Annotated in this window: 23 protein-coding genes and 2 riboswitches; of the genes, 8 read left to right on the forward strand and 15 right to left on the reverse strand. The window is 55.3% G+C overall.

Features of this window, described 5'->3' with window-relative positions:
• Nucleotides 1-30: 30 nt before the first annotated feature.
• Nucleotides 31-336: a DUF1883 domain-containing protein gene (locus tag E6C51_RS04610; protein ID WP_190235200.1), complete on the forward strand. Its 306-nt coding sequence runs from the start codon at nt 31-33 to the stop codon at nt 334-336.
• Here the strand turns inward: E6C51_RS04610 and E6C51_RS04615 are convergent, their stop codons facing one another.
• Genes E6C51_RS04615 through E6C51_RS04625 form a run of 3 tightly spaced genes read right to left on the reverse strand, consistent with a single transcriptional unit; the run spans nt 337 to nt 3,605 of the window.
• A complete protein-coding gene (locus E6C51_RS04615; protein ID WP_190235201.1) occupies nt 337-876 on the reverse strand; it encodes an MOSC domain-containing protein in 540 nt (179 codons plus the stop codon).
• A gap of 21 nt (nt 877-897) precedes the next feature.
• Nucleotides 898-2,205 carry a replication-associated recombination protein A gene (locus E6C51_RS04620; RefSeq protein WP_190235202.1) on the reverse strand — a complete coding sequence of 436 codons (1,308 nt, stop codon included), beginning with the start codon at nt 2,203-2,205 and terminating at the stop codon, nt 898-900.
• Nucleotides 2,202-3,605, reverse strand: coding sequence for a DegQ family serine endoprotease (locus E6C51_RS04625; protein ID WP_190235203.1), 1,404 nt, complete (start codon nt 3,603-3,605; stop codon nt 2,202-2,204). Before E6C51_RS04625 ends, E6C51_RS04620 begins: the two co-directional genes overlap by 4 nt.
• 270 nt (nt 3,606-3,875) lie before the next feature.
• Between E6C51_RS04625 and E6C51_RS04630 the strand changes: the two genes are divergently transcribed.
• The 5 genes from E6C51_RS04630 to E6C51_RS04650 all read left to right on the forward strand — a co-directional run bounded on the left by E6C51_RS04630 (nt 3,876) and on the right by E6C51_RS04650 (nt 8,863).
• Entirely contained in the window at nt 3,876-4,181 is a 306-nt protein-coding gene (locus tag E6C51_RS04630) for a lysozyme inhibitor LprI family protein (RefSeq protein WP_230987088.1), read from the forward strand.
• Between the two features lie 102 nt (nt 4,182-4,283).
• On the forward strand, nt 4,284-4,775 hold the full coding sequence (locus tag E6C51_RS04635) for a DUF1203 domain-containing protein (RefSeq protein WP_190235205.1): 492 nt from the start codon (nt 4,284-4,286) through the stop codon (nt 4,773-4,775).
• A 21-nt stretch (nt 4,776-4,796) separates the two neighbouring features.
• On the forward strand, nt 4,797-6,371 hold the full coding sequence (locus E6C51_RS04640) for an asparaginase domain-containing protein (protein WP_190235206.1): 1,575 nt from the start codon (nt 4,797-4,799) through the stop codon (nt 6,369-6,371).
• 36 nt (nt 6,372-6,407) lie between these two features.
• Nucleotides 6,408-6,755, forward strand: a complete 348-nt coding sequence (locus tag E6C51_RS04645) for a PilZ domain-containing protein (protein ID WP_230987065.1) — start codon at nt 6,408-6,410, stop codon at nt 6,753-6,755.
• A 119-nt stretch (nt 6,756-6,874) separates the two neighbouring features.
• On the forward strand, nt 6,875-8,863 hold the full coding sequence (locus E6C51_RS04650) for a bifunctional 2',3'-cyclic-nucleotide 2'-phosphodiesterase/3'-nucleotidase (RefSeq protein ID WP_190235207.1): 1,989 nt from the start codon (nt 6,875-6,877) through the stop codon (nt 8,861-8,863).
• 51 nt (nt 8,864-8,914) lie between these two features.
• Here E6C51_RS04650 and E6C51_RS04655 read toward each other — a convergent pair whose 3' ends face one another.
• The 11 genes from E6C51_RS04655 to crcB form a co-directional block, all read right to left on the reverse strand.
• Nucleotides 8,915-9,340 carry an EamA family transporter gene (locus E6C51_RS04655; RefSeq protein WP_190235208.1) on the reverse strand — a complete coding sequence of 142 codons (426 nt, stop codon included), beginning with the start codon at nt 9,338-9,340 and terminating at the stop codon, nt 8,915-8,917.
• Nucleotides 9,340-9,972, reverse strand: a complete 633-nt coding sequence (gene cobO / locus E6C51_RS04660; protein ID WP_190235209.1) for a cob(I)yrinic acid a,c-diamide adenosyltransferase — start codon at nt 9,970-9,972, stop codon at nt 9,340-9,342. Before cobO ends, E6C51_RS04655 begins: the two co-directional genes overlap by 1 nt.
• Nucleotides 9,965-13,888: a cobaltochelatase subunit CobN gene (gene cobN / locus E6C51_RS04665; RefSeq protein WP_190235210.1), complete on the reverse strand. Its 3,924-nt coding sequence runs from the start codon at nt 13,886-13,888 to the stop codon at nt 9,965-9,967. Before cobN ends, cobO begins: the two co-directional genes overlap by 8 nt.
• A 3-nt stretch (nt 13,889-13,891) precedes the next feature.
• Entirely contained in the window at nt 13,892-14,965 is a 1,074-nt protein-coding gene (cobW, locus tag E6C51_RS04670; protein ID WP_190235211.1) for a cobalamin biosynthesis protein CobW, read from the reverse strand.
• 4 nt (nt 14,966-14,969) lie between these two features.
• Nucleotides 14,970-15,497: a bifunctional adenosylcobinamide kinase/adenosylcobinamide-phosphate guanylyltransferase gene (gene cobU / locus E6C51_RS04675; protein WP_146929524.1), complete on the reverse strand. Its 528-nt coding sequence runs from the start codon at nt 15,495-15,497 to the stop codon at nt 14,970-14,972.
• Nucleotides 15,498-15,500: 3 nt separating this feature from the next.
• On the reverse strand, nt 15,501-15,758 hold the full coding sequence (locus E6C51_RS04680) for a hypothetical protein (RefSeq protein ID WP_190235212.1): 258 nt from the start codon (nt 15,756-15,758) through the stop codon (nt 15,501-15,503).
• Between the two features lie 139 nt (nt 15,759-15,897).
• A riboswitch (cobalamin riboswitch) is annotated at nt 15,898-16,276 on the reverse strand.
• 88 nt (nt 16,277-16,364) lie between these two features.
• The gene (locus E6C51_RS04685) at nt 16,365-16,766 is read right to left on the reverse strand and encodes a hypothetical protein (RefSeq protein WP_230987066.1); all 402 of its coding nucleotides are present in this window, start codon (nt 16,764-16,766) and stop codon (nt 16,365-16,367) included.
• Nucleotides 16,767-17,028: 262 nt separating this feature from the next.
• Nucleotides 17,029-17,838, reverse strand: coding sequence for an ATP12 family chaperone protein (locus E6C51_RS04690; protein WP_190235214.1), 810 nt, complete (start codon nt 17,836-17,838; stop codon nt 17,029-17,031).
• An 8-nt stretch (nt 17,839-17,846) separates the two neighbouring features.
• The gene (locus E6C51_RS04695; protein WP_190235215.1) at nt 17,847-18,503 is read right to left on the reverse strand and encodes an HAD-IA family hydrolase; all 657 of its coding nucleotides are present in this window, start codon (nt 18,501-18,503) and stop codon (nt 17,847-17,849) included.
• Entirely contained in the window at nt 18,500-19,492 is a 993-nt protein-coding gene (locus E6C51_RS04700; protein ID WP_190235216.1) for an RluA family pseudouridine synthase, read from the reverse strand. The genes E6C51_RS04695 and E6C51_RS04700 overlap by 4 nt, the downstream gene beginning before the upstream one ends.
• A gap of 165 nt (nt 19,493-19,657) precedes the next feature.
• Complete coding sequence (crcB, locus tag E6C51_RS04705) at nt 19,658-20,035, reverse strand: fluoride efflux transporter CrcB (RefSeq protein WP_146929506.1); 378 nt, start codon at nt 20,033-20,035, stop codon at nt 19,658-19,660.
• Between the two features lie 241 nt (nt 20,036-20,276).
• Between crcB and E6C51_RS04710 the strand changes: the two genes are divergently transcribed.
• On the forward strand, nt 20,277-20,579 hold the full coding sequence (locus E6C51_RS04710; protein ID WP_146929503.1) for a hypothetical protein: 303 nt from the start codon (nt 20,277-20,279) through the stop codon (nt 20,577-20,579).
• A gap of 22 nt (nt 20,580-20,601) precedes the next feature.
• Here the strand turns inward: E6C51_RS04710 and E6C51_RS04715 are convergent, their stop codons facing one another.
• Entirely contained in the window at nt 20,602-21,600 is a 999-nt protein-coding gene (locus E6C51_RS04715; protein WP_190235217.1) for a DUF1775 domain-containing protein, read from the reverse strand.
• A 633-nt stretch (nt 21,601-22,233) separates the two neighbouring features.
• A riboswitch (glycine riboswitch) is annotated at nt 22,234-22,321 on the forward strand.
• 153 nt (nt 22,322-22,474) lie between these two features.
• On the opposite strand from E6C51_RS04715, the gene gcvT reads away from it, so the two are divergent.
• Complete coding sequence (gcvT, locus tag E6C51_RS04720; RefSeq protein ID WP_190235218.1) at nt 22,475-23,614, forward strand: glycine cleavage system aminomethyltransferase GcvT; 1,140 nt, start codon at nt 22,475-22,477, stop codon at nt 23,612-23,614.
• Nucleotides 23,615-23,730: the final 116 nt, after the last annotated feature.

Genomic DNA, 23,730 nt, shown 5'->3' on the forward strand with positions numbered 1-23,730 from the left:
AAGTACCCTTTCATAAAGGGAGGAGGATTCATGTCAAAGCCAGCCTTTCGCTTTACCCATTATGATCTGAAAGAACTGCGCGGCGGCACAGTTCTGGAAATCTCACTCTCAGCGATCAATAATGTGCGGCTGATGACTGCACCCAATTTCCAGCGCTTCAAAGAGGGGCTGGATTATAAATATGCGGGCGGCGTGGCCAAAAAGGCCCCGGTGAAAGTTGTCGTTCCTGAATCCGCCCATTGGCATCTGATTGTGGATATGGAGGGACATCACGGGTTGGCTGAATCCTCGGTCAAAATGGTCAGCCCACCCGCGAAAGTGCGGAAAACAGCCTGATTATACAGGCTCAAGTGGCTGGTGGGATGTGTCAGGCAGAACAATATTGATCTTGTCGCCGGGACAAACACGCCCACCTTCCAGCACGATGGCCATGACACCGGCTTTGCGGATCAATTTTCCGTCCGCATCATAATCAAGCACCGCCTGCATCAATCCTTGCTGGAAGTCATTGATCTGCTTGCAAGGATTGCGAAGGCCCGTCACCTCAACAATTGCGCTCTCGCCTAAATGCAGCCTTGCGCCACGCGGAAGTGAGAGCAAATCGACGCCGCGGGTCAAAATATTTTCGCCCATATCGGCAGGCGCAACGTGAAAGCCCTTCTCGGCCAATTCATCCAGCAGTTCAGCATGGATGAGATGCACCTGGCGCAAGTTTGGCTGGGTGGGGTCTTTTGCCACCCGTGAGCGATGCTGCACCGTCACACCCGAATGGGTGTCCCCCTCTACCCCCAATCCTTCCAGCAGGGTAATTTCCGACTGACACTCTTTGCTGAAAGCGTGACGTGGCGACAGGCTGACCGATTGAACACTGCTCACTCTAAATTCTCCCCAACTTTGCTAGCCGCGCTCGCGTCTAAGCTTCGACCACCATTCCAAACGCTTGCGAATATCGCGCTCAAACCCGCGCTCTGGCGGATCGTAAAATGTCTTGCGACCCATTTTTTCCGGGAAGTAATCCTGTCCTGAAAACGCATCCGGCTCGTCGTGGTCATAGCGATAGCCATCACCATAGCCTTCGCCCTTCATCAGCTTGGTGGGAGCGTTGAGAATATGCTTTGGCGGCAGCAGCGAGCCATGCTCTTTAGCGGCCCGCATCGCCGATTTATAGGCCGTATAGACGGCGTTGGATTTGGGAGCTGTGGCCAGATAGACGCAAGCCTGCGCCAGTGCCAACTCCCCTTCGGGCGAGCCGAGATAATCATAGGCGTCTTTGGCGGCATTGCAGATCACCAGCGCCTGCGGATCGGCAAGGCCGATGTCTTCGACTGCCATACGCACCAGCCTGCGGCCCAGATAAAGTGGGTCTTCGCCAGCATCGAACATGCGGCAGAGATAGTAGAGGGCAGCATCGGGATCAGACCCGCGCACGGATTTATGCAAAGCCGAAATCAGATTATAATGCCCGTCCTGCCCCTTGTCGTAGACCGGGGCGCGGCGCTGCACAATGCGGCCCAAGCCTTCGGTATCAAACACCTCACCGGTACGGGCAGCGCGCCAGACCTCTTCCGCAAGGGTGAGTGCAGCGCGGCCATCACCATCGGCCATGCGGATCAGCGTTTCACGCGCGGCATCATCCAAAGGCAGGGGTTTTGCCTCAACCTCTTCTGCCCGCGTGAGCAGGGTCTTGATGCTGGCCTCATCATGGGGCTTGAATGTCAGCACCCGCGCCCGGGATAACAGAGCGGCATTCAGCTCGAAAGACGGGTTTTCGGTGGTGGCTCCCACCAGAATAACCGTGCCATCTTCCATCACCGGCAGAAAACTATCCTGCTGGCTGCGGTTAAACCGGTGTATCTCATCGACAAACAATAGGGTTTGCCGCCCCGACATGCGCCGTGTGCGAGCACTTTCAAACACCCGCTTGAGGTCGGCAACGCCTGAGAAAATTGCTGAAATCTGCTCAAAGGCCAGATCGGCCTCGCCAGACAAAAGCCGTGCCACCGTGGTTTTTCCGGTGCCGGGCGGTCCCCAGAAAATCATCGAGCCAAGTGATCCCGATGCGATCATCCGGGCCAGCACACCGTCTGCCCCGGTCAAATGATCTTGCCCCGTCACCTCGGCCAGCGTTTTTGGCCGCAGCCGATCCGCCAGCGGCCGTTTGGCCGCCATATCCTCATCCAGCTTCGGGGCAAACAGATCACTCATCGAAACATCTGCCGAATGCGTTGGCCGTTGCGGTCAATTTCCACCCGCCAGAAGGCCGGGTTGCCCTTGGCAATTTCAGCCATCTGCTTGGTGGATTCAATCGGCGTGCCATTGATGGCAACCACGATATCATGCGGCTGAAACCCAAGGCGCTCTGCCACGGACCCTTCATCAATGGTGGTAATCACCACACCGGTGGCATCGGTCTGCATGCCGAGATCATAGGCCAGCCGCGGCGAAAGATTACCAACCGTTGCACCATCGAATGGAATATTGCCATGCAGGGTGCGCTCGTCACGCGGGCGGGTTTCTGGTGCCGTTTCCAGCTTCAGCGTGATCTCTTTTTGCTTGCCGTTTTCAATCACGGTCAGCACCACGGGCTTGCCAAGACCTGCTGTGGTCAGCCGGTAATTCAGCGCATCCGGGTGCTCTACAACCAGACCATTGACCGCCGTGATCACCTGACCTGCCTTGATACCAGCTTTTTCGGCAGGGCCGCCGTCAACCGTCTTGACCACAAGAGCGCCCAGAACGTTTTTCAGGCCAAGCGCGTCAGCAACGTCAGATGTCACCGGCTCAAAAGTTGCGCCCACATAAGGCGGCTGGAAAACCTTCTCCCCCTTATCGGCCGCAGCCACAAACACTTTGACCAGATTGGCAGGAATGGCAAAACCAATACCGTTCGAGCCACCGCCCCTTGAGAAGATTGCGGTGTTGATACCAATTAGCTCACCATTCATGTTCATCAAGGCCCCGCCGGAATTGCCGGGATTGATCGACGCATCCGTCTGAATGAAAAAGCCGAAATCGCCGTCGGTGACCTGATTGCGGGCAAGACCCGAAACAATGCCGCTGGTCACGGTTTGGCCGACACCAAAAGGATTGCCGATGGCCAGCACCAGATCACCAACGTCGATCTTGTCCGAATCGGCAATTTTCAAAGTTGGCAGGGCTTCTTTGGCATCAATTTTCAACACGGCGAGATCCAGCCGCTTGTCTTTCAACACGACTTTGACCGGATATTCCCGCCCATCCGACAGCGACACCTTGATGTCGTCGGCCCCTTCAATAACGTGATTGTTGGTCACAACCGTGCCGTTGGATTCAACAATCACCCCAGAACCAAGCGAGGTTTGCTTTTCTGTACGATTGGGAAAACGCTGGCCAAAAAACTGCTGAAAAAACGGATCGCCCGCGAAGGGATTGGTGCGGCGCTGCACAATGCGCTCGGCATAGACATTGACCACCGCGCCATGGGTCTTTTTGACCAGCGGCGCGAAGGACATCTGCATTTCCTGCCGACTTTCGGGCACGATTTTGGTTTCTTGCGCCACGACCAGCGGCGCTGTCAGCACAATCACGGCCATAACCGCCGGGATAAAGGTTTTCAGGCCACGCATACAAGCATCCTCTTCATTCTTGCGAACTGTTCTATGGGAGGTTCCAGTCAAGGAAAATAGGTCGATGGGTGAAAATTGTGGCAAATAACCATGATTTCAAGTCATAAGATGCGTGATCAGATTAAGAGTGTGTAATGTCGATGAAATTGTCATGAAACGGGAACAATTGAGGTGCCTTTTCGTTAAAGAGGGATTTCAAATTGGAAAACGGTGACGGCAATGAAAACCTATCTCTTTTTAGCATCGGCTGCACTGATTCTCGGCCTTGGCATGTTGCTTCCACAATCCAGCCATGCGGCCAGCTTTGATTGCAGCAAGACCGACCTGAAGGCCGATGAGAAAGCCATTTGCGATAATCGCCCGTTGAATGACCAGGACGTCAAAATGGTCACAACTTTTGATCTGATTTCCGGCCTTTTGCCCATGGGCAATCGCGGCGAGTTGCAAGACCAGCAAACGGCATGGCTGAAAACCCGCCAAGCCTGCAATGCCGATGTGGCCTGCATTGGAAAAGCTTATGATGCGCGGCTGAAGCAATTGATGAGCGTTTACGACAACATCGAGCGCCCAAGATAACGCCTGACAAGATAACGCTTGAGATAATCTGCGCAGGAAACGGGTGGTTTGTGAATATGATCTGATGACATGTCTGGCTACATTCTCAACAGGAGCCAGACCATGCCCTCAATTATCTTCACCCCCATGCCCTCCGGTCTCGCCAAAAATTACCGCGCTTTTGCACCTGACGCTTATGGCTTGACGCCAGAGCACCGCCTTAGCCCCGGCGGCTACCCATGCCGCCATTGCCTCTCTCCCATTGCAGCAGGCACCCCCTATCTGACGCTGGCTTACCGGCCCTTTCCCACTCTTCAACCCTATGCCGAAACGGGGCCGATTTTTATCCATGCCGATGAATGTGAAGCCTATGATAAAGGCGATACCCTGCCACCCATGCTTGATAGCCCTAACTATATTGTTCGCGGATATGGCTACGATGACCGCATCGTCTATGGCACAGGTGCGGTGACGGCTACGGATAACATCATTACCCGCGCGGGGGAGCTTCTCGAAAGCGCAGAAATCGCCTATGTGCATGTGAGATCCGCACGCAACAACTGCTTTCAATGCAGGATCGATCGTGCAACGGCAGGGGCCACATCTGCCGGATAATAAAAGCTTAGGGAGAGTACCTTGAAAATTGCTGTTATCAACACCGGTGGAACCATCAGCTGCGTTGGCAATCCACTGGCCCCCATGACCAGCACGGAATTCAAGGCCGCCTGCCAAAGCCATCTTGATCCCATCATCCGCCAAAAGTTTCCGGATCTGGTGCTGGATTACATCACCGATCTGGCCTTTCCCGAAAGTGAGAGCGGCATGCTGGACAGCACCAATCTACAACCCACGGACTGGTGCCTGATTGCCCGCTATATTCTGGAGCATTACACCGAAGCCGATGGCTGGATTGTGTTGCACGGCACCGATACGCTTGATTTCAGCGGCACCGCGCTGCCCATGCTGCTGTCGCGCTTTGATGCGGATGGCACTGTGACCGCGCAATTGAGCAAACCGGTTGTTCTTACCGGTTCGCAAGTGCCGTTGTTTCATTCGCCGCAACCGGGTAAAATCTCAGGCGTGAGCTTTCACACCGATGCGTTTGAAAATGTCTGCGGCGCAATCGCCGTGGCCAGAGTGGGGATTCCCGCCGTTTCGGTGTTCTTCGACAATCAGTGGATGCGCTCATCGCGCGTGATCAAGGCCAATACCAGCCAGTTTCGCGCCTTCGCATCGCCCAACTTTCCCAATCTCGGCCAATATGGCATTACGCTAACGCTCTCACCGGAATATATGCCGCCCGGCCCCGTCAGCGAGGCTGTCAGCCTAGACAACTCCGACACCCGCGCCGCAACACTTGCCCAGCTCGATGCCATTTTTGCTGCCATCAACACCCGGCCAGTGGTGCAGCTCAACGCTTTTCCGGCGAGCTACAACCCTGAAACCGGCACGGCCGTGCTGGCCGACATGATCCGCGCGGTCACCGCACAGGGCATTGGCGGGCTGGTGCTCGAATCCTACGGTGCGGGCAATTTCCCAAGTGGCAATGCCAATACACCGGAACGGGGAGCCATTTATCAAGCGCTCAAAGATGCCAATGACGCAGGTATCGTGATTGTGGACAACACCCACGTACAGCAAGGCGCTGTGGATTATAACGCCTATGCAGCCGGCGCGTGGTTGCCAACCATTGGCGCGTTAAACCCTGTCGATATGACACCAAGCGCGTCGCTCGCCAAACTGACGGTGCTGCTGGCGGCACAAGAGGCCAATGGCTGGTGGCTGGAGGATGTCAAATTTCTGATGCAGACGCCTTTGGTGGGTGAAATGGCCGACCTTGCCCGCCTCGATAGCCGCACCAGTGCAACGCTCTTGCCCGGCCAATCGCTTTCAACCTTCAACGGCAGCGCCATGCTTGTCAACGACCCAGAGCTTGGCCCCTTGTTGAAAAACAGCAAAGGCATGGTGCTTTGGTCCATGCTGTCTGACGCTGAGATAAGCGCCCTGCCCGGACAATTGCGCATCAGTGATACGGGAAATCTGGCTTTTTATAACCGCAACAATCAGCAGCTCTGGAGCAGTGACACCAATGGTGGTGACGGCATCGCCGCACAATTACGCTTGCGGCAAACGGGCAGTGAGGTGTGCTTGAGCCTCTATGATCTCGCCAATCAAACCGCGCTATGGAGCATCCGCAAAGCCGTTTCGTGAGCACCAATTTAAGAATACGTTCAGGAGCATATTGACGTGCCTATTGCCAAAGACACCGTATTAACAGCCGATAATCGAAGTGTTGATCGTAGCCGGGTGCGCATGGACAGCAATGTGCGGTTCATGAAGCAGCTTGCCAATTGCCGCATTATCAATATTTCCCGCAAAGGTCTGGCGGTGGAGCTTTACACCGCCTTTCACGCTGCAACCGGCAGCACAATTCAGGTCGAGAATGACGACATTGGTCTGCTGGAAGGTATTGTCTGCTGGAACAAGGGCGGCAGGCTTGGGATTCAGTTTCGCCAAAACAGCAAATCGGTGGCGCAAGTGACCGCTTATTTTCGGCATTTTCACCAGGAAGTCATTCCGGTGCTGAAATCGTAATGCACAGAACGAAATGATCACCATCAATTGTTTTCAGCAATTTGCTGTTTAGCATCATCAGACTGTCATGATAGGAATGCAACTGATTTGCGATGATAACGCTTGCCAGGAGCCTTTCCATGTCGTCTCTCGTTGACCTGCATCCTATTACCCGTCGATCTTTGCTTGGTGGCTTTGCCGCGGCCAGCGCGCTGGTGGTTTTGCACCCCTTTGCTGCGCGTGCCAACAGCAATCAGGCCCATTTGCGCCTGATGGAAACCACCGACATTCACGTCAACCTGATGCCGTATGACTATTATGCCGACAAGCCAAACGACACTTTGGGGCTGGCGCGCACAGCATCGCTGATTGATTCGATTCGCGCCGAAGCGGGCAATTCCATGCTGATCGACAACGGCGACCTTTTGCAGGGTAGCCCGATGGGCGATTACATGGCCTATAAAAAAGGCATCAAGGCTGGCGATCTCCACCCCGTCATGAAAGCCATGAATGTGCTGGGCTATGATTGCGGCACACTGGGCAATCACGAATTCAACTATGGTCTGGACTTTATGTTCAACACGCTGGCAGCGGCAAAATTCCCGATTGTCTGCGCCAACCTGACCAAGGGCGAGCTGGCCTCCGACCCCAAAAATGACAAGCTTTATTTCAAGCCCTTCACCATCATTGAAAAGAAAATCAAGGATGGCGCGGGTGCGGAAAACACCATCAAGGTCGGCTTTATCGGTTTTGTGCCACCGCAGATCATGATGTGGGATGCCAGCCATCTGGAAGGAAAAGCCCAGACCCGCGACATCGTGGAAGCGGCCCGCGCATGGGTGCCGGTGATGAAAGAACAGGGCGCGGACATTATCATCGCCCTCTCCCACTCTGGCATTGATGGCGCTGGCCAGACCGATAAAATGGAAAATGCCTCGCTCTATCTGGCGGGCGTCGATGGCATTGATGCGATTTTCACCGGCCACCAGCATCTGGTCTTCCCCGGTCCAAAAACCTGGGACGGCATCAAGGGTGCCGATCCGGTCAAGGGTACGCTGATGGGCAAGCCCGCCGTCATGGCTGGCTTCTGGGGCTCGCATATGGGTCTGATCGACCTGATGCTGGAAAAGGATGGCAAGAGCTGGAAGATCGTTGATTTCACCTCTGAGGCCCGGCCAATCTATCACCGCGATGATGCCAAAAAGATCATTGCCGATGTCAAGGACGAGCCAAAAATTGTTGCGGCTGTGAAAGACGAGCACGAGGCAACGCTCACTTACGTGCGCACACCGGTGGGCAAGACCTCGGCACCGCTTTATTCTTACTTTGCTCTCGTGGCCGATGATCCATCGGTGCAAATCGTGTCCAATGCCCAGACCTGGTACATCAAGGACATGTTGAAGGATACGAAATTCAAAGACTATCCCGTGCTCTCGGCTGCCGCCCCGTTCAAGGCCGGTGGACGCGGCGGTGCGGATTATTACACCGATGTTCCAGCTGGCGACATTGCCATCAAGAACGTCTCTGACCTCTATCTCTACCCGAACACGGTGCAGGCCGTGCTGATTACCGGCGCACAGGTGAAAAACTGGCTGGAAATGTCGGCAGGCATGTTCAATCAGATCAAGCCCGGCTCCAAGGATGAAGCCCTGCTCAATCTGGACTTCCCATCCTATAATTATGACGTGATCGACGGCGTGACCTATGAGATCGATCTGTCACAACCGGCCAAGTACGATAAGGATGGCAAGGCGATCAACCCTGATGCCAACCGCATCAAAGACCTGAGCTTTAACGGCAAACCTATTGATCCTGCGCAAAAATTTGTGGTTGTGACCAACAATTATCGTGCAGGCGGTGGTGGTCACTTCCCTGATATTGCCAGCGATAAGGTGATCTTTGTTGGCCCGGACACCAACCGCGACGTGATTGTGCGCTACATCATCTCCAAAGGCACCATTGATCCGGCAGCTGATGGAAACTGGAAATTTGCAGCCTTGCCAGACACCACAGCTACCTTCCAGACGGGTCCGAAAGGCCGCGCCTTTGCATCACAGGTCAAGGGTGCGAAAATTGAAGATGCGGGCAATGGTACCGACGGTTTTGCCAAGTACCGTCTGATCCTGTGATCTGTCACCACATGAATGCCCGCCGGATTAGATTCCGGCGGGTTTTTGCATTCAAAACACCGCAAGCATAATGGCACCCGCCGCAATCAGCGAGACTGCGGCCCAATGCACGGCTGAGACTTTCTCGCCCAGAAAGATCACGCCGAAAATCACCACCAAAACGATGGACAGCTTATCCACCGGGGCCACTTGGGAGGCGTTGCCGAGCTTCAAGGCGCGGTAATAGGCAATCCATGATGCGCCGGTTGCAAGGCCGGAAAGTGCGAGAAAAATCCATGTTTTGGCATTGATGGCCGATGGTGCCTGCCATTGGCCGGTGGCGGTCACAATACCCATCAACACCACAAAAATGATCACCGTGCGGATCAGGGTGGCGAGGTCGGAATTGACGCCTGCCACGCCGACTTTGCCAAAAATGGCCGTGAGGGCAGCAAAGCCTGCCGACAGAAAAGCCCAAAACGCCCAATGTTGGGTCATCAGAACTCCACGCCCAATTGAGCCTTGATGCCGGAGCGGAAAGGATGCTTGATCAGCTCCATTTCGGTCACCAGATCGGCCAAATCGATTAGCTCTTCCTTGGCGTTGCGGCCGGTGAGAACCACATGGGTCATGGCCGGTTTTTCATCGCGCAAGAATGCAACGACCTCGCCCAAGTCGATGTAGTCATAGCGAATGGCAATGTTGATTTCATCCAGCAGCACCATGGAATTTGCCGGATCGCGAATCAAATCCTTGGCCTTTTCCCATGCCGCTTTGGCCATGGCCATATCGCGAGCCTTATCTTGGGTTTCCCAGGTAAACCCCTCGCCCATGGTGTGAAATTCGCACAGGTCCGAAAAATGCCGCAGGATCAGATCGCGCTCGCCGGTCGACATGGCCCCTTTGATGAACTGCACCACAGCACATTTTTTGCCATGGGCAATGTGGCGAAAAATCATGCCGAAGGCGGCCGATGACTTGCCCTTGCCTTTGCCAGTGTGGACAATGATCAGGCCCTTTTCGCCGGTTTTAGTGGCCATGATTTTGTCGCGGGCGGCTTTTTTCTTGGCCATTTTCTCCGCATGGCGGGCGAGATCTTCCGGAGATGTAGGTGTTGTGTCTTCAGTCATGGGTCATCTCCAGAGGGGGCAGTTTTGACAGATTGAATTTTGCAGAATTGCTTTTTGGGGTCCAGAGGCCACGCTCAATGGCTTCCAACAACCGAGCTGACATTTCCTCAAATGCCGCCCGGTTTTTCTCCAGCATAAAGTCGCGCACCCGCTCATCCAAGACAAAAGCGCGGTACACCGCCTCAAAATGCGGCTGGCGCACGGCACCCGTGGTGGCCGAAAAAGCAAACAGATAATCAACCGTTGCTGCAATCTCAAACGCGCCCTTATAGCCGTGGCGCATCACGCCTTCGATCCATTTGGGATTGACCACACGGGCGCGCACCACGCGGGCGATTTCCTCTTCCAGCGTGCGGATAATCGGCTTTTCCGGGCGCGAGTGGTCGTTGTGATAAATGGCAGGCCGCGTGCCTGAGAGCTGCTCCACCGCTGCCGTCATGCCGCCTTCAAACTGGTAATAATCATCACTATCGAGCAGATCATGCTCGCGATTGTCCTGATTTTGCACCACGGCTTCAATGCTTTGCAGGCGCTCTTCAAACAGGCCGCGCTCGGCCTTACCCTCTTCGCCAGCACCATAGGCATAAGCGCCCCAGACCAGATAGGCCTCGGCGAGATCAGCACGGCGCTCCCAACCTTTTTCGTCGATCAGGGCTTGCAAACCAGCGCCATAAGCGCCGGGTTTGGAGCCAAACACGCGGTAGCCTGCCCGCCTTGTCGCTTCTTTGGCACTCAATCCTTGGGCTTCAAATGCCGCTATTTCTTTACGAATGCGGGCGGCAATCGGATTGTCGCTTTCCTCTTCATCCAGTGCGCCAACTGCCCGCACGGCCTTATCATAGAGCGCGATTTGCTCTGGAAAGGCATCGCGAAAAAAGCCGGAGATGCGCAAGGTGACATCCACTCTTGGGCGGCCAAGCCTGGCTTGTGGGATGATTTCATAGCCCGTCACCCGGCGCGAGGCATTGTCCCACAAGGGCTTAACGCCAATCAGGGCTAAGGCTTGGGCAATATCATCACCGCCGGTGCGCATATTGGAGGTACCCCAGGCCGTCAGCCCAAACGAGGTTGGCCATTCGCCATGGTCTTGCACGTAACGGGCAATCAAAAGCTCGGCTGATTTCCTGCCCAACGCATAGGCCGCAGGCGTTGGCACGGCGCGGCAATCGACCGAGTAAAAATTGCGTCCGGTTGGCAACACATCGGGTCTGCCGCGCGTCGGCGCACCCGATGGGCCGGGCGGCACGAACTCACCGGAAAGGCCTTTGAGCAATCCGGCAATTTCGGCAGGGCCGGATTTGACCACCGAAGGCTTTAAACGCGCTTCAATCTCATCCAACACGGCGCGGGTGCGAGGCCAACCCTCAGGACAGGCCATTTCACCGGAGACGAGTTTTCCGGCAAGCACTTCAATACGCTCAACCGTATCGCCCTTGATGCGCCAAGGGGCATCAAGCACCTCAACGAGCGGAGCGGGCTTGGGGCCTTTCCATGGATCAGAAAAGGCGCAATCGAGCGGATCAAAATCGGTTAGCCTAACATCGAGCGCAATGGCGCGCTGCAAGCTGGCATCGCCACCCTGCCCCAAGCCTCGCGGCACGCGCGCTAAGGCCACCACCAGATCGGTCAGCAATCGACCTTCTGGTGCCACGCCAAAAATATGCAAGCCATCGCGGATCTGCATTTCCTTGAGATCACAGAGATAGGCATCCAGTTTGGAAAAGGCCATGTCATCGACATCGCCCTTGGCAATGCCTGCATCCTCATCCAGCCCGATATCGGCCACCAGATCGAGAATCTGCTGTTTCAGCAATTTCAGCCGTCGCGGATCGCCACCGGCGGCCTGATAATATTCATCCACCAAGGCTTCAAGGTCTTTCAAGGGACCATAGGTTTCGGCCCGCGTCAGCGGTGGTGTGAGGTGATCGATAATCACGGCACTTGTGCGGCGCTTGGCCTGCGTGCCTTCGCCGGGATCATTGACGATAAACGGGTAGAGATGCGGCGTGGGGCCAAAGATAGCTTCAGGATAGCACGTTTCAGACAGCGCCAACGCCTTGCCGGGCAGCCATTCAAGATTGCCGTGCTTGCCCATATGGATCACAGCATGCGCCTGAAATTGCCCCCGCAAAAAAGCGTAAAAGGCAAAATAGCCATGGGGTGGCACCAGATCGGGAGAGTGATAACTCTCTTTCGGATCGATATTATAGCCTCTGGCGGGCTGAATACCGATCATGATCTTGCCAAACCGCATCAGTGGCAGAGCAAAAGCGCCGTTGAGAAAGAAAGGATCATTCTCTGGCGCGCCCCAGCGCGTGGCAACGTCTTTTTGCAGTTGATCGGGAAGAGACGCAAAGAAAGCATTGTAATCGTTTAAAGAAAGTCGTTCCCTTATAATTCGGCCATCTGTTGCCGCATTGGTTGGCCCTTCCATCAGCGCGGTCATCAATGCATCGCCGTGTGATGGTAAGCCATCAACCACATAGCCTTCAGCTTTCAGCGCCCGAAGCACTTCCATGCTGCCCGCTGGCGTATCCAGCCCAACGCCATTGCCCAAACGGCCATCGCGATTGGGATAATTCGCCATGACCAAAGCAACATTTCGCTCTGAAGCGGGTGTGGTCCGAAGCCTTGCCCAGTTGGCGGCAAGCTTTGCCACAAAATCCACCCGGCCCAAATCCGGCACATGGCTGACCAGATTGGCCTCCACCCGCGCATCATAGCGCGCCGCCGATTTGAACGATACTGCCCGCGTCAGCACCCGACCATCCACCTCCGGCAGCGCCACATTCATCGCCAGATCCCGCGCTGTCAGGCCTTGGGAGGACTCCTCCCAAACACTTCGCTGCGAAGATGAAAACAATGTTTGCAGCACCACAGCTCCGCCCTCGTCCAACACAGTGGATGGGTTTTCAGAACCGGGCGCAGAAACCGCAAAGCCAGTGGCATTCAGCACCACATCGGGCTTGGCGTAATGAAAAATCGAGCGCAGGGTTTCGACTGAAACGGCATCTTTGAGGCTGGAGACGAAAACCGGGAGTGGGTTGAGACGTTGAGCTTTTAGCGCCTCTATCAGCGCTTCAACGGGTACTGTTTCGCCGCTTTGCACCAGAGCACGGTAGAAGCAGATGGCGACTGTGGGCCTTGGAGCAAGGATACCCCCCTCTGTCCTGCCGGACATCTCCCCCTCAAGGGGGGAGATCAGGGAGGAAATCTCCCGCGCATATCCATCGGTCCTGCTTGAGGCCAAGGTAGAGGTGAGCGATCTCGTCTTGCCAATCTCCCCCCCTGAGGGGGAGATGGCTGGCAAGCCAGAGGGGGGTATCTCTCCAGCAACGGCCGCCGTCCATTCCTCCACCCCAATCGCCCCGCGACCCGGCCACCAAAGCCCTGCCTTCAGCAAAGGTGTTGCCATTTCCGGCTTTTCAGCGCCCTGCACCATCGCTTCGGCATAAGCAATAAAATTCAGCGCGTTGCGATCTCCGCCTTCAACCAGATAGGCCCAAAGGGCCGAGACATCAACCGCATCAGCATTGCAAAAGCCATCCAACCCGGCATCCGGCTTGTCATCGCCAGGCAGCACGATAATCTTTGCGCCACGTTGCTGCGCACAGGCAAAAAGCCCTTCCAGCACATAGTGAAAATAGCTCGCCCCACCCAACGCCCGCACAACAATCAGTTTGGCGTGGCATGCCGTGCGCTCAATGTAAGTGTCCACCGACATTGGATGTTTGAGCGCCATCAGGCTGGCCAGCCGCCAGCGCAAAGATGTGTCGCGCCGCGACAAGGCCGAGGCCAGCGCCGAAAGCTCGGTATCGGCAGCCGACAGAAAAAGAATATCCCCCGGCGTCTGGCCGAGGTCTATCGCTTCATCTCCATCCACAATCGAGCCTTGCTGGGCAAGCAGAAGGTGCATGGCTTAGGCTGCCGCCTGCACGGCTTCCACCACCGCGCCAAAATCCCAATCATGCAGGCCAATCACCACCAAGCGGGTCTCGCGCTTTTCGCCAGATGCCCATGGCCGGTCAAAATAGGTGTCAATGCGCGAACCAACGGCCTGAATCACCAGCCGCATCGGCTTGCCGGGAACATCGACAAAGCCTTTGAGCCGCAGCACGTCATGAGCCTCGATCACTGGCTTCAAGCGATCAACAAAACCGGATGGGTCAGAGATACTGCCGAGATTGAGGGCAAAGCTCTCAAACTCGTCGTGATCATGATGATGCTCATGCTCAACACCGTTTTCATGCAGCGCTTCATGCTCCAACTCATGGTGTGATTTGCGGTTTTCAATATCGGTTTCTGTGCCAGCACCAATGCCCAGCAACACCATGGAAGGCACCTGCCCGTTTTTGGCCTGCACCATTGTCGGTTTGCGGGCAATGCGGCTGAAAATTTCGTCACGCACCCGCTCGATGCCTTGCGCATCCAAAAGATCGGCTTTGTTGAGAACAATGAGATCGGCGCAGGTGAGCTGATCTTCAAACAATTCCTCAATCGGGCTTTCGTGATCGAGGCTTTCATCGGCAGCCCGCAGCGCATCCACCTTGTCGTGATCATCGGCAAAGCGGCCAGCGGCCACCGCCGCACTATCCACCACCGTAATTACTCCATCCACAGTGACGCGGGTGCGAATATCTGGCCAGTTAAACGCCGCCACCAGCGGCTGCGGCAAAGCGAGACCAGAGGTTTCAATCACGATATGATCAGGCTTTACATCGCGCTCCAGCAAACGTTGCATGGTTGGCACAAAGTCATCGGCAACTGTGCAGCAGATACAGCCGTTGGTCAGCTCGATAATGTCATCTTCGGTGCAATTTTCCGCTCCACAGCCCTTCAACACCTCGCCATCGACGCCGAGATCACCAAATTCATTGATAATCAGAGCGATTTTTTTACCGCCAGCATTCATCAGCATGTTGCGGATGATGGTGGTTTTGCCCGCGCCCAGAAAGCCGGTGATAACGGTGGCTGGAATTTTTTGCTGCAACATGCCCTTAACCTTTCATTTTCAGCGGCAAGCCAGCCGCAACAAAATAGACGTCTGCGACTTCCGCCGCGATCATTTGATGAAGCCTGCCAGCATGGTCGCGAAATTCCCGCGCCATTTTATTCTCTGGCACAATGCCAAGGCCGACTTCGTTGGAAACAAGAATGACGGAGGCCGAAAGCTGCGGCAAAAGCGCCGCCAACGCAGCACTTTCCGCTTTGATATCGCAGGTCTCTTCCATCATCAGATTGGTAAGCCAAAGTGTGAGGCAATCCACCAGCACCACGCGGCTTGGCGCATCAATGCGCTTCAAGGTGTCTGCCAGCGCCAATGGCTCTTCATGGGTGGTCCAAAGCGGGCCACGGTCATGCTTGTGCTGCGCAATGCGCGCGCGCATTTCATCATCCCAGGCGCGACCCGTGGCAATGTAATGCCGCTCCAGACCGCTGTTTTGGGCCAGATTTTCCGCAAACCGGGATTTGCCAGACCGCGCCCCTCCGAGAACGAAGGTGCTTTTTACATTGTGATGGGACATGGCTTAATTGCCGCCTTCTGGTGCAGCAAACAGGCTGCGTGACCTCACATCTGGCCTGCTCTGTGCCATTTTCCCACCAAAGGTCGAGGATCCGGACAATGAGGATTCGGACGAGGCAGGAACGCTCACTTCAGGAGAGGCTGTTGATGAAGAATCACTCACGTGATGCGCGCGCTGCGGCCACGCGGCAAAAACCACGGCAGCGACAGCCAGCGCAAAAAAGCCAGCCGCAATGGTGCGCGATGTGGAAGACATCACCACAGTGACACTCCCTCACGCAAAAGAGAGCGGTTTTTCTGGGTGCAATACACACCCCTGCGGCACCAGATGGCTCCGCTTAAAATCTGTTGCGCCACGACAACCTCCGTGCTGGCGTCAGGGATTTCTCCCCCAATTGGGCACATGCCCGTCACGGACGGCAGGTCTCCTGGCTCGCAGCTGCGAACCAACCGATCAGGTTGGCTCTCGGATTTTCCTCACCTTCCCGGAGCATGCGGCACAAGCGAAAAGGCGGACGATTCGTAGATAAAGAGGCGTCCAACCCCGGCAGATCGCTTTGCCACTCCAGTGGCTTTTCCGGTCTCTTCATTCTCCGCACCGGCCACACCATGCGGCCCGCCATGCAAATCACTTCAAAACCGGATGGAAAACCCTCGCTGCTCTACAGTCGCGGGGTCGGCTGCGTTTAGCGTGCCCTGAAGGGGTCCACGCCTTCGCATTCCCTTTTGCTTTCCGCCTCAAACCTCTTCAAAGCAGAAACCATCCACGTTTATGGTTAGGCGCAAGACAAATATATGTCAATCGCACACCTGTTTCTATCTGGCATTCCTGCCAGTGGCACACCAGATCCGTGGACAGGGAGAAACCTCACTGCACTGGTGGGCGCTGGAGATAAAACAATGAGCGAAGACGAGCAGAAACCTCTTCAGCCAGGCTCTCGGCGGCAAGGCTGGCATTGCCAGTCTCGGTCAAGACCTTGAAATCACCTTCAGCGACAAGCTCTCCCGTTTCGACGGATGCCGCCGAGACCTTGACCTCTGCTTCGTTCTTGTTGTTGTCCAGCCCGATGGAAATACCAACCTGCTCCAGACGCACGGTCAGGATAACCCGGGGTAAGACCTCGGACCTCACCGTGGCTGCAACCGCATCGGACATGCGCCGTTCCACCCCTTGCACCAAAGCCAAAGGCACCTTTGGTCCAGCCACAACAACCACGGCGCGGACATCATAGAAGAATTTTTTGGGGGCGGGATCGACGATTCGCGACACGCAGCCCGCCAGCAAGAGCGCACAAAAAACACCAGCAGCAAGACGTAAAAGGCGCGACAGCATAAAACCCCGCAAGCACAAAACACTGGCAATGAGAACAGAATTTAGCCATTGTTCAGCCTGCGGGAAATGTCAATAACATTGTCGTGACTTTAACGCGGACCTTACCAATCCGCGTCACCGACAAGACCGAAAAACATTGAAAATCAGAATTTTAACCCCATAAAGCCATGCCCGGAAAGTTTAGAGAAAGCAAGAACCATCAATTCATAGTTGCTTTCAAAACCAGATAAGCCGACTGCATGTCCACAAACCGTACATTGCGACGCGCCAGGGCTTCAGAATCAGTGCCCCAATGCTCATCGGTCCAGTTTTCGTCGAGATGCGCAATTTCCCAGCCCTCTTCCAGCGAAAGATGACCATCGGCGATGGCAAGCGCCAGAACGGCAGATCCCGTGAGGGATGTCATGACATGCAGACTGGCAAGCGCAAAGGCGTGGTTATAGGTGCCCACGGCCTGCCGAAATGCATCCGTGGCCTGCTTTGGCTGCTCCACATGCATAATACCGCTGGTTTGGATGAAACGCGCACCATGGCGGTCAGCAAGCCATGTCAAAATACCGTCCCATTGCCCGCTCTGGCGCGCCACCAACTCTTGCGGACCATCTGCGCGATAGCACAGCAGATCGGAGCCGGAAAAGCGGACGATGTCGTCCAACACCTCATCCATGCTCAAGGCCACCGCATCAAGCGCCGTATTGACCAAGCGGGTGATCGGCATGGTGCCGGGGTCAATCACCTCTGCTTGCGCCTGCCATTCAGCCATGACCAGCTCTGCTGCCGCTTTTGTCGGCAAAACCAGACTATTGCGCGCCGGCGTTTTCACCGTCTTGCCATCCAGCAGCACGGCAAAGCCGCCATCCACCGGCCCGACCGTAACCGTCTTGTAAAACCGCTTGGGCAGCGGCTTTTTCATCTGGATTTGCGCCCGCCGGATCGGATCAGCGTCGCTCATCTCTGGCGCATCACTCTTTTCCCCAAATGGCTGGGCACCCTCAAAAATATCGCGCATCGTTTCACTCACAGAATATGATCAAGAAGGTCATGGGGCTGGTGAACAACAATATCGGCACCGGTTGCCAGCAATTGCTCAACGCTGGCGCTGCCCCAACTGACGCCGATGGCCTTGGCCCCGGCACTTTTTGCCATTTGCATATCGTAAATGGCATCACCAATCACAATGGTCTGCTCTGGCCGCATACCCGTTTCATCGCAACACTCGGTCACCATGGCGGGGTGTGGCTTGGAGGGGCAATCATCCGCTGTGCGCGAGACGATGAAATGCGGGCGAAACCCGTGCACATCAAGAATGGCATCCAGCCCGCGCCGGGATTTTCCGGTAACGGCACCAATCAAAATCGCCTCTTGCGCTGCCAGCCGCTCAACCACATTGCGAATACCATCAAACAGCGGTGGTTCACGATAATCGGATGCCTGGCGCACTTCGGTAAACAATGACTTGTAATAGGCCATCATCGCCAGCGCTTCATCATCGACATGCGGCTTATTGTCCATGCGGGCAATAGCGATGTCGAGCGTCAAACCCATGATGGATTTTGTCGCGCTCAATGCCGGTTCCGGCTTGTTGAAATGCAAAAACGTCCGCCGCATGGTCTCATGGATGGTGCTGGCACTATCGACCAGCGTTCCATCGCAATCAAACAAGACAAGCTTCATTCAAAATCTCCGCCATTTTCCATATCCAGACCCAGCAGGTTCCACGTCTGCACCATATGCGGCGGCAAAGGCGCGGTTACGCGCAGGCGACCGCCACTGGGGTGGGGAATATCGATGTGGCGGGCGTGAAGATGCAGGCGCTTTTGCACACCACCAGGAAAGTCCCAGTTCGGATCATCAATAAAATATTTCGGGTCGCCAATAATCGGATGGCCGATATGAAGCGCATGAACGCGAAGCTGATGGGTGCGGCCCGTGTAGGGTTCCATCTCCAGCCAAGCGAGGCTTTGGGCTGCTGTTTCCAGCACGCGATAATAGGAAATGGCGTGATCGGCCCCGTCATCACCATGCTTGGCAATGCGCATGCGATCACCATCCTCGGTCTGTTCTTTCACGAGCCATGTGGAAATCTTGTCGTCCTGCTTGCGCGGCACGCCCTTCACCAAGGCCCAATAGGTCTTTTTGGTATCACGCTCACGAAAGGCAGCGGTGAGTTTTTGCGCCGCCCCACGGGTGCGGGCCACGACCAAAACGCCCGAAGTATCACGGTCAAGCCGGTGCACCAACCGAGGCTTTTCGCCTTTTTTGCTGGTCCATGCTTCCAGCATTTTATCAATATGTCGGGTCAGGCCAGAGCCACCCTGCACGGCTAAACCGGCAGGCTTATTGAGAACGAACACCTTGTCGTCTTCATGCAAAAGCATCCGCGACAGCAGTTCCGCATCATCGGAGTGCTTCAGATCCTTGATACCGATCGGGCCGGTTTTGGCCGCCTTTGCATCAACATCCAAAGGTGGAACCCGCACAACCTGCCCCGGCTGCACGCGGGCATCGGTTTTGACACGGCCACCATCGACGCGCACCTGGCCGGAGCGCAAAAGCTTTTGCAAAGGGCCAAAGCCGAGACCCGGATAGTGGATCTTGAACCAGCGATCGAGGCGCATACCGGCCTCATCCGCATCCACGGTGATATGTTCTATTCCTGCCATAAGGACGTCTTTCGTTCCCTTGGGCGCGAGACGCGCCAGCCTTAAAACCTGTGCAGCCAAAGCCAAAAGCCGCGTAACGCGGTGGCAAACTCTGCTTCTTGGGGTGGCTTTAGCGTATTTTAACGGATGTGGGAAACGGCAGATCGAAAAAAACAGACGAACAGCTTAAAATATCGCACGCCCCAAGGCCAGGCCACCAAACACGGCAACAATACCAAGGCCCAAAGTTGCAAGCGCATAGGCCATGGCCCAAGCCAGTTCGCCACGCTCTGCAAGGCTGATCACATCCAGCGAAAACGATGAAAACGTGGTGAAGCCACCCATAACGCCGGTCACAAGAAAGAGCTGCATATCGGTTGAGGCATTCAGCTTGCGCGCAATCCACTCCATCAGCAAACCAATGCAGAAAGATCCGACAATATTGACCGTAAATGTGCCCCACGGCAAAAACGGACCAAAAAGCCGGATGGCGGCCATGCCGACGAGATACCGCAAAACAGACCCAAGCGCTCCGCCAAGTGCCACATACGCCGCGTGTTCCATTCTGCCTCTTGCATTCTCCATGTTCCGAATCTGATCGGCACAAACGCTGTCCAGACAATAACAATGATATAGCGCGAAACATTTTGCGAGGGCCGCGCGCGAAATTCTGACGCTGTTGAGCACTTTCGCCCCAAAATTATGCAAATAAGGCAAAACAATCTCAAATTGGAAATGCCTGTTTAAAGCTTCGTATATTTAAATATGTTGAGATGGTGTGGAGCAAATAGATCTGGTGAGCAACATGACCCAAGTGCTGTCGGTTTCGGCCACAACAGCTGGCTACGTAACAGATACGTTGAGACCCGTCCAAAGAGGGACGCGGTCGCCTTATGTTGAGCAAATAAGCCAGCAAATCGAAGCAAAGAAAGAGCTTAACAAGGCTGAGGGCATTACCCGCACTGCCATTGCAACATTGAAAGATTCAACCGCCATTGGTCTGCATTTCATGAAGGCCGGAGAGCATAGACAACCCCGTGCCAGCCTGGAAGAAACCAGACAGGCCTATCGCGAAGCCGAAGATCTGGCGGATGAGCAGGCTGACTAATCCAACCTGCTCAAATGCATTCTTATTTCTTTCCGGCTGCTGTCACCGGCAATAGCATGTCCACCTTGCCCGCCTTCTCAAACACCAGCGTTACAGGCACTTTATCTCCAGCGGCAAACGGCTTTTTCACGCCCATAAACATCAGATGATAGCCACCGGGCTGCATTTCCAGCCGACCACCGGCCTTGACGTCCAAACCGCCATCCACTTTGCGCATCTTCATGACATTATTGGTCATCGACATCTCATGAAGCTCGACTTTTTCGGCATCCGTCGATGAAACCGATAACAGCTTATCATCGGCTGCACCGGTGTTTTCAATGGTGACGTAACCACCACCAACAGGCTGCCCTGGCAACATCGCTTTTAAAAAGCCCGCCGACAATTTCAATGCACCGACATTGGCTGACCCGGAATCAGCTGGCAGCTGTGTGGCTTCCATCATGGCGGCGTGATCATGGCTGGCACCCCCCATCGCCATGCCCGCATGGGGATCATCGCCTGCGGCAACAATTGTCAACGTAGGGGCCGGATGTTTCAAGCTGTGCGCATCAACACCCGCTGCCGGAATTTCATCCCAGGCCACCTTGGCATCGGTGCCGCACAGTTGCGTAACCGCAAACGGCAGCTTTGTGCCGGGTGCCACACCCGACACTTTTCCATAAATGACAAAGGTATCATAAAACGCATCGGGCAAATCCCCACCTGTCCAGCGTATTTCAACCGGGCCTTCGGTCAGTTGTGTGCCGTGGTTATCGTAGGATTTCTGATATTTTCCTTTTACAACCTCCAGCTTCCAGCCAGCTTTTGGCTGTGGTTTGGCGGCAATAAAGCCTTCTGGCAGTTTGACAAAAACGTCAGTGGTGGCGCGGCCATCGCAACCGTGCGGCACTTGCAAGGTGGCGGCAATGTAGCCTTCTGCCTTGGCGTCCTTATTGGCAAACGTCGCATGGGCATAAGCAGATGTGGATGCAACAGCCAGCGCAAAGGCTGCTGACGACAACAGAATGATAGATTTCACGGAATGTCTCCTGGCGAACCAAAGCGTCGGTTCGAGATCAAAATGCTTGATAAAAGTGGAAATTCAGCGCGTCAGGAAAAAAACGGCGGTCCTCGAGACCGGGGCAAAGGTTCCAGCCATCCGGTAAGCGCTGAGGCAGAGGACACCCATGGACGCGACAGGCTTGCGAAATTGCCCAGCAGCCATTCATCACTCTGAGGTTCTGGCAAAACCATGGAAGCGCAAACAATGCACGCCTCACAAAATTGGTTGGCTAAAGGGTGCTTGATCCCCTTATCGGCCACGCAAAGATCGGCATAGCTGCCGTCGGGCAGTTGCAGCGAGGCGGCCTCAATTGGGGCCGCGTAGAGTTGTGGCGCTTTATGAGCAAACCCCAGGCACAAAAGCGCAATCACGCACAAAATGCGGATTATAAGCCTCGATGCAGGTTGCGACGTCCTCATGCTTTACTCCCCCAACAGTGAAGCTATTCAAATTTTTGTGAAATGCAAGCGCTCTCAATGATCGAAATATGCAAAAAAACATCCAGAGGATGCAGCCTTTTTATGCCCGTCCTCATTGGGGACGACAAATATTTAGCTGATAACGACGAAGACCTCTTGCCAACCCACCGAGCCTGACGATAATGCCATTATTACCTTGTTGGGAGAATCCGGTTCAATCCGGTGCCGAAGGAGCAACCGCCCCGGAAACTCTCAGGCAAACGGACCACAAGGGGTAGACTGCACTCTGGAGAAAAGCCTTGCGTAACATGCAAGGGCCGCGCCGAAGGGATAACAATCTCAGGCAAAAGGACAGAGGGGGCTCATGAACCGGCACGCCTGTGCCTTATTTTGAGCCTATGTGCCTATGCGCATGACAGTGGAGACGCCTCTTGGACGACCATCTCGCCCTGAAACGCACCCCTCTTTACGATCTTCACATTGCCCTCGGTGCCCGCATGGTACCCTTTGCAGGCTATGACATGCCGGTGCAATATCCGGCGGGCGTTTTGAAAGAACATTTGCACACCCGTGCCAGTGCTGGCCTGTTTGACGTGTCGCATATGGGGCAAGTGCTACTCAAGCCCAAATCCGGCAAGGTGGAAGATGCGGCTTTGGCGCTTGAAACACTGGTGCCGGTGGACATTCTGGCCCTTAAGGAAGGTCGCCAGCGCTACGGCTTTTTCACCAATAGTGAGGGCGGCATTCTGGATGATCTGATGATCACCAACCGCGGCGATCATTTGTTTGTGGTGGTCAATGCCGCTTGCAAAGAGGCCGATATTGCCCATATGCGTGCCCATCTCAGCCACGCTTGCGCCATTGAGGTTCTGGAAGACCGCGCCCTTCTGGCGCTGCAAGGCCCACGGGCCGAAGCCGTTTTGGCCGAGCTTTGGGCTGGTGTCTCCGGTATGAAGTTTATGGATGTGCGCGAAATTCCGCTTTTGGATACGCCCTGCATCGTGTCGCGCTCCGGCTATTCAGGCGAAGATGGTTTTGAAATCTCGGTGCCTGCCGATATGGCAGAGGCTTTGGCCAAAGCACTTTTGGATCACCCTGATTGTCAGCCGATTGGCCTTGGTGCCCGCGATTCGCTGCGGCTGGAAGCGGGCCTTTGCCTCTATGGCAATGACATCGACACCTCCACCAGCCCGGTGGAAGGCGCAATTGAATGGGCCATGCAAAAGGCAAGACGCGCAGGTGGCGACCGCGAAGGTGGTTTTCCCGGCGCTGAGCGCATTCTGGCGGAACTGGCAAACGGCCCTACCCGCCGCCGCGTCGGCCTGAAGCCCGAGGGTAAAGCCCCGGTGCGTGGCCATTCAAAACTGTTTGCTGATGCCGATGGCACGCTCGAGATTGGCGAAGTCACCTCCGGCGGCTTTGGCCCCACGGTCGAAGGTCCGGTGGCCATGGGCTATGTGCTTGCCAAATACGCCAGCAATGGTACGCAAGTTTACGCCGAAGTGCGCGGCAAGTTTCTGCCTGTGGCCGTCACTGCCCTACCGTTCATTACGCCCACGTACAAACGCTGATTGGTACGCGATGAGCAAGGTTTTACCCCCCTCTGTCCTGCCGGACATCTCCCCCTCAAGGGGGGAGATCGGACGGGGTTGGTCGGCTCGTCCCAATTTATCCGTTCAAGTATTTA

It is taken from the genome of Gillisella terrae (genome assembly GCF_004801395.1).
GTDB classification, from domain to species: Bacteria; Pseudomonadota; Alphaproteobacteria; order Rhizobiales; family Rhizobiaceae; genus Allorhizobium; species Allorhizobium terrae.

Excerpts from the sequence above, each read along its gene's own strand:
- E6C51_RS04650 (WP_190235207.1), top strand. The coding sequence starts at position 6,875 with ATGTCGTCTCTCGTTGACCTGCATCCTATTACCCGTCGATCTTTGCTT.
- E6C51_RS04690 (WP_190235214.1), bottom strand. The coding sequence starts at position 17,838 with ATGCGCGATATTTTTGAGGGTGCCCAGCCATTTGGGGAAAAGAGTGAT.
- cobN (WP_190235210.1), bottom strand. The coding sequence starts at position 13,888 with ATGCACCTTCTGCTTGCCCAGCAAGGCTCGATTGTGGATGGAGATGAA.
- E6C51_RS04700 (WP_190235216.1), bottom strand. The coding sequence starts at position 19,492 with ATGGCAGGAATAGAACATATCACCGTGGATGCGGATGAGGCCGGTATG.
- cobW (WP_190235211.1), bottom strand. The coding sequence starts at position 14,965 with ATGTTGCAGCAAAAAATTCCAGCCACCGTTATCACCGGCTTTCTGGGC.
- crcB (WP_146929506.1), bottom strand. The coding sequence starts at position 20,035 with ATGGAACACGCGGCGTATGTGGCACTTGGCGGAGCGCTTGGGTCTGTT.
- E6C51_RS04630 (WP_230987088.1), top strand. The coding sequence starts at position 3,876 with ATGTTGCTTCCACAATCCAGCCATGCGGCCAGCTTTGATTGCAGCAAG.
- E6C51_RS04635 (WP_190235205.1), top strand. The coding sequence starts at position 4,284 with ATGCCCTCAATTATCTTCACCCCCATGCCCTCCGGTCTCGCCAAAAAT.
- E6C51_RS04610 (WP_190235200.1), top strand. The coding sequence starts at position 31 with ATGTCAAAGCCAGCCTTTCGCTTTACCCATTATGATCTGAAAGAACTG.
- E6C51_RS04620 (WP_190235202.1), bottom strand. The coding sequence starts at position 2,205 with ATGAGTGATCTGTTTGCCCCGAAGCTGGATGAGGATATGGCGGCCAAA.
- cobO (WP_190235209.1), bottom strand. The coding sequence starts at position 9,972 with ATGACTGAAGACACAACACCTACATCTCCGGAAGATCTCGCCCGCCAT.
- E6C51_RS04655 (WP_190235208.1), bottom strand. The coding sequence starts at position 9,340 with ATGACCCAACATTGGGCGTTTTGGGCTTTTCTGTCGGCAGGCTTTGCT.
- E6C51_RS04710 (WP_146929503.1), top strand. The coding sequence starts at position 20,277 with ATGACCCAAGTGCTGTCGGTTTCGGCCACAACAGCTGGCTACGTAACA.
- E6C51_RS04625 (WP_190235203.1), bottom strand. The coding sequence starts at position 3,605 with ATGCGTGGCCTGAAAACCTTTATCCCGGCGGTTATGGCCGTGATTGTG.
- E6C51_RS04695 (WP_190235215.1), bottom strand. The coding sequence starts at position 18,503 with ATGAAGCTTGTCTTGTTTGATTGCGATGGAACGCTGGTCGATAGTGCC.
- cobU (WP_146929524.1), bottom strand. The coding sequence starts at position 15,497 with ATGTCCCATCACAATGTAAAAAGCACCTTCGTTCTCGGAGGGGCGCGG.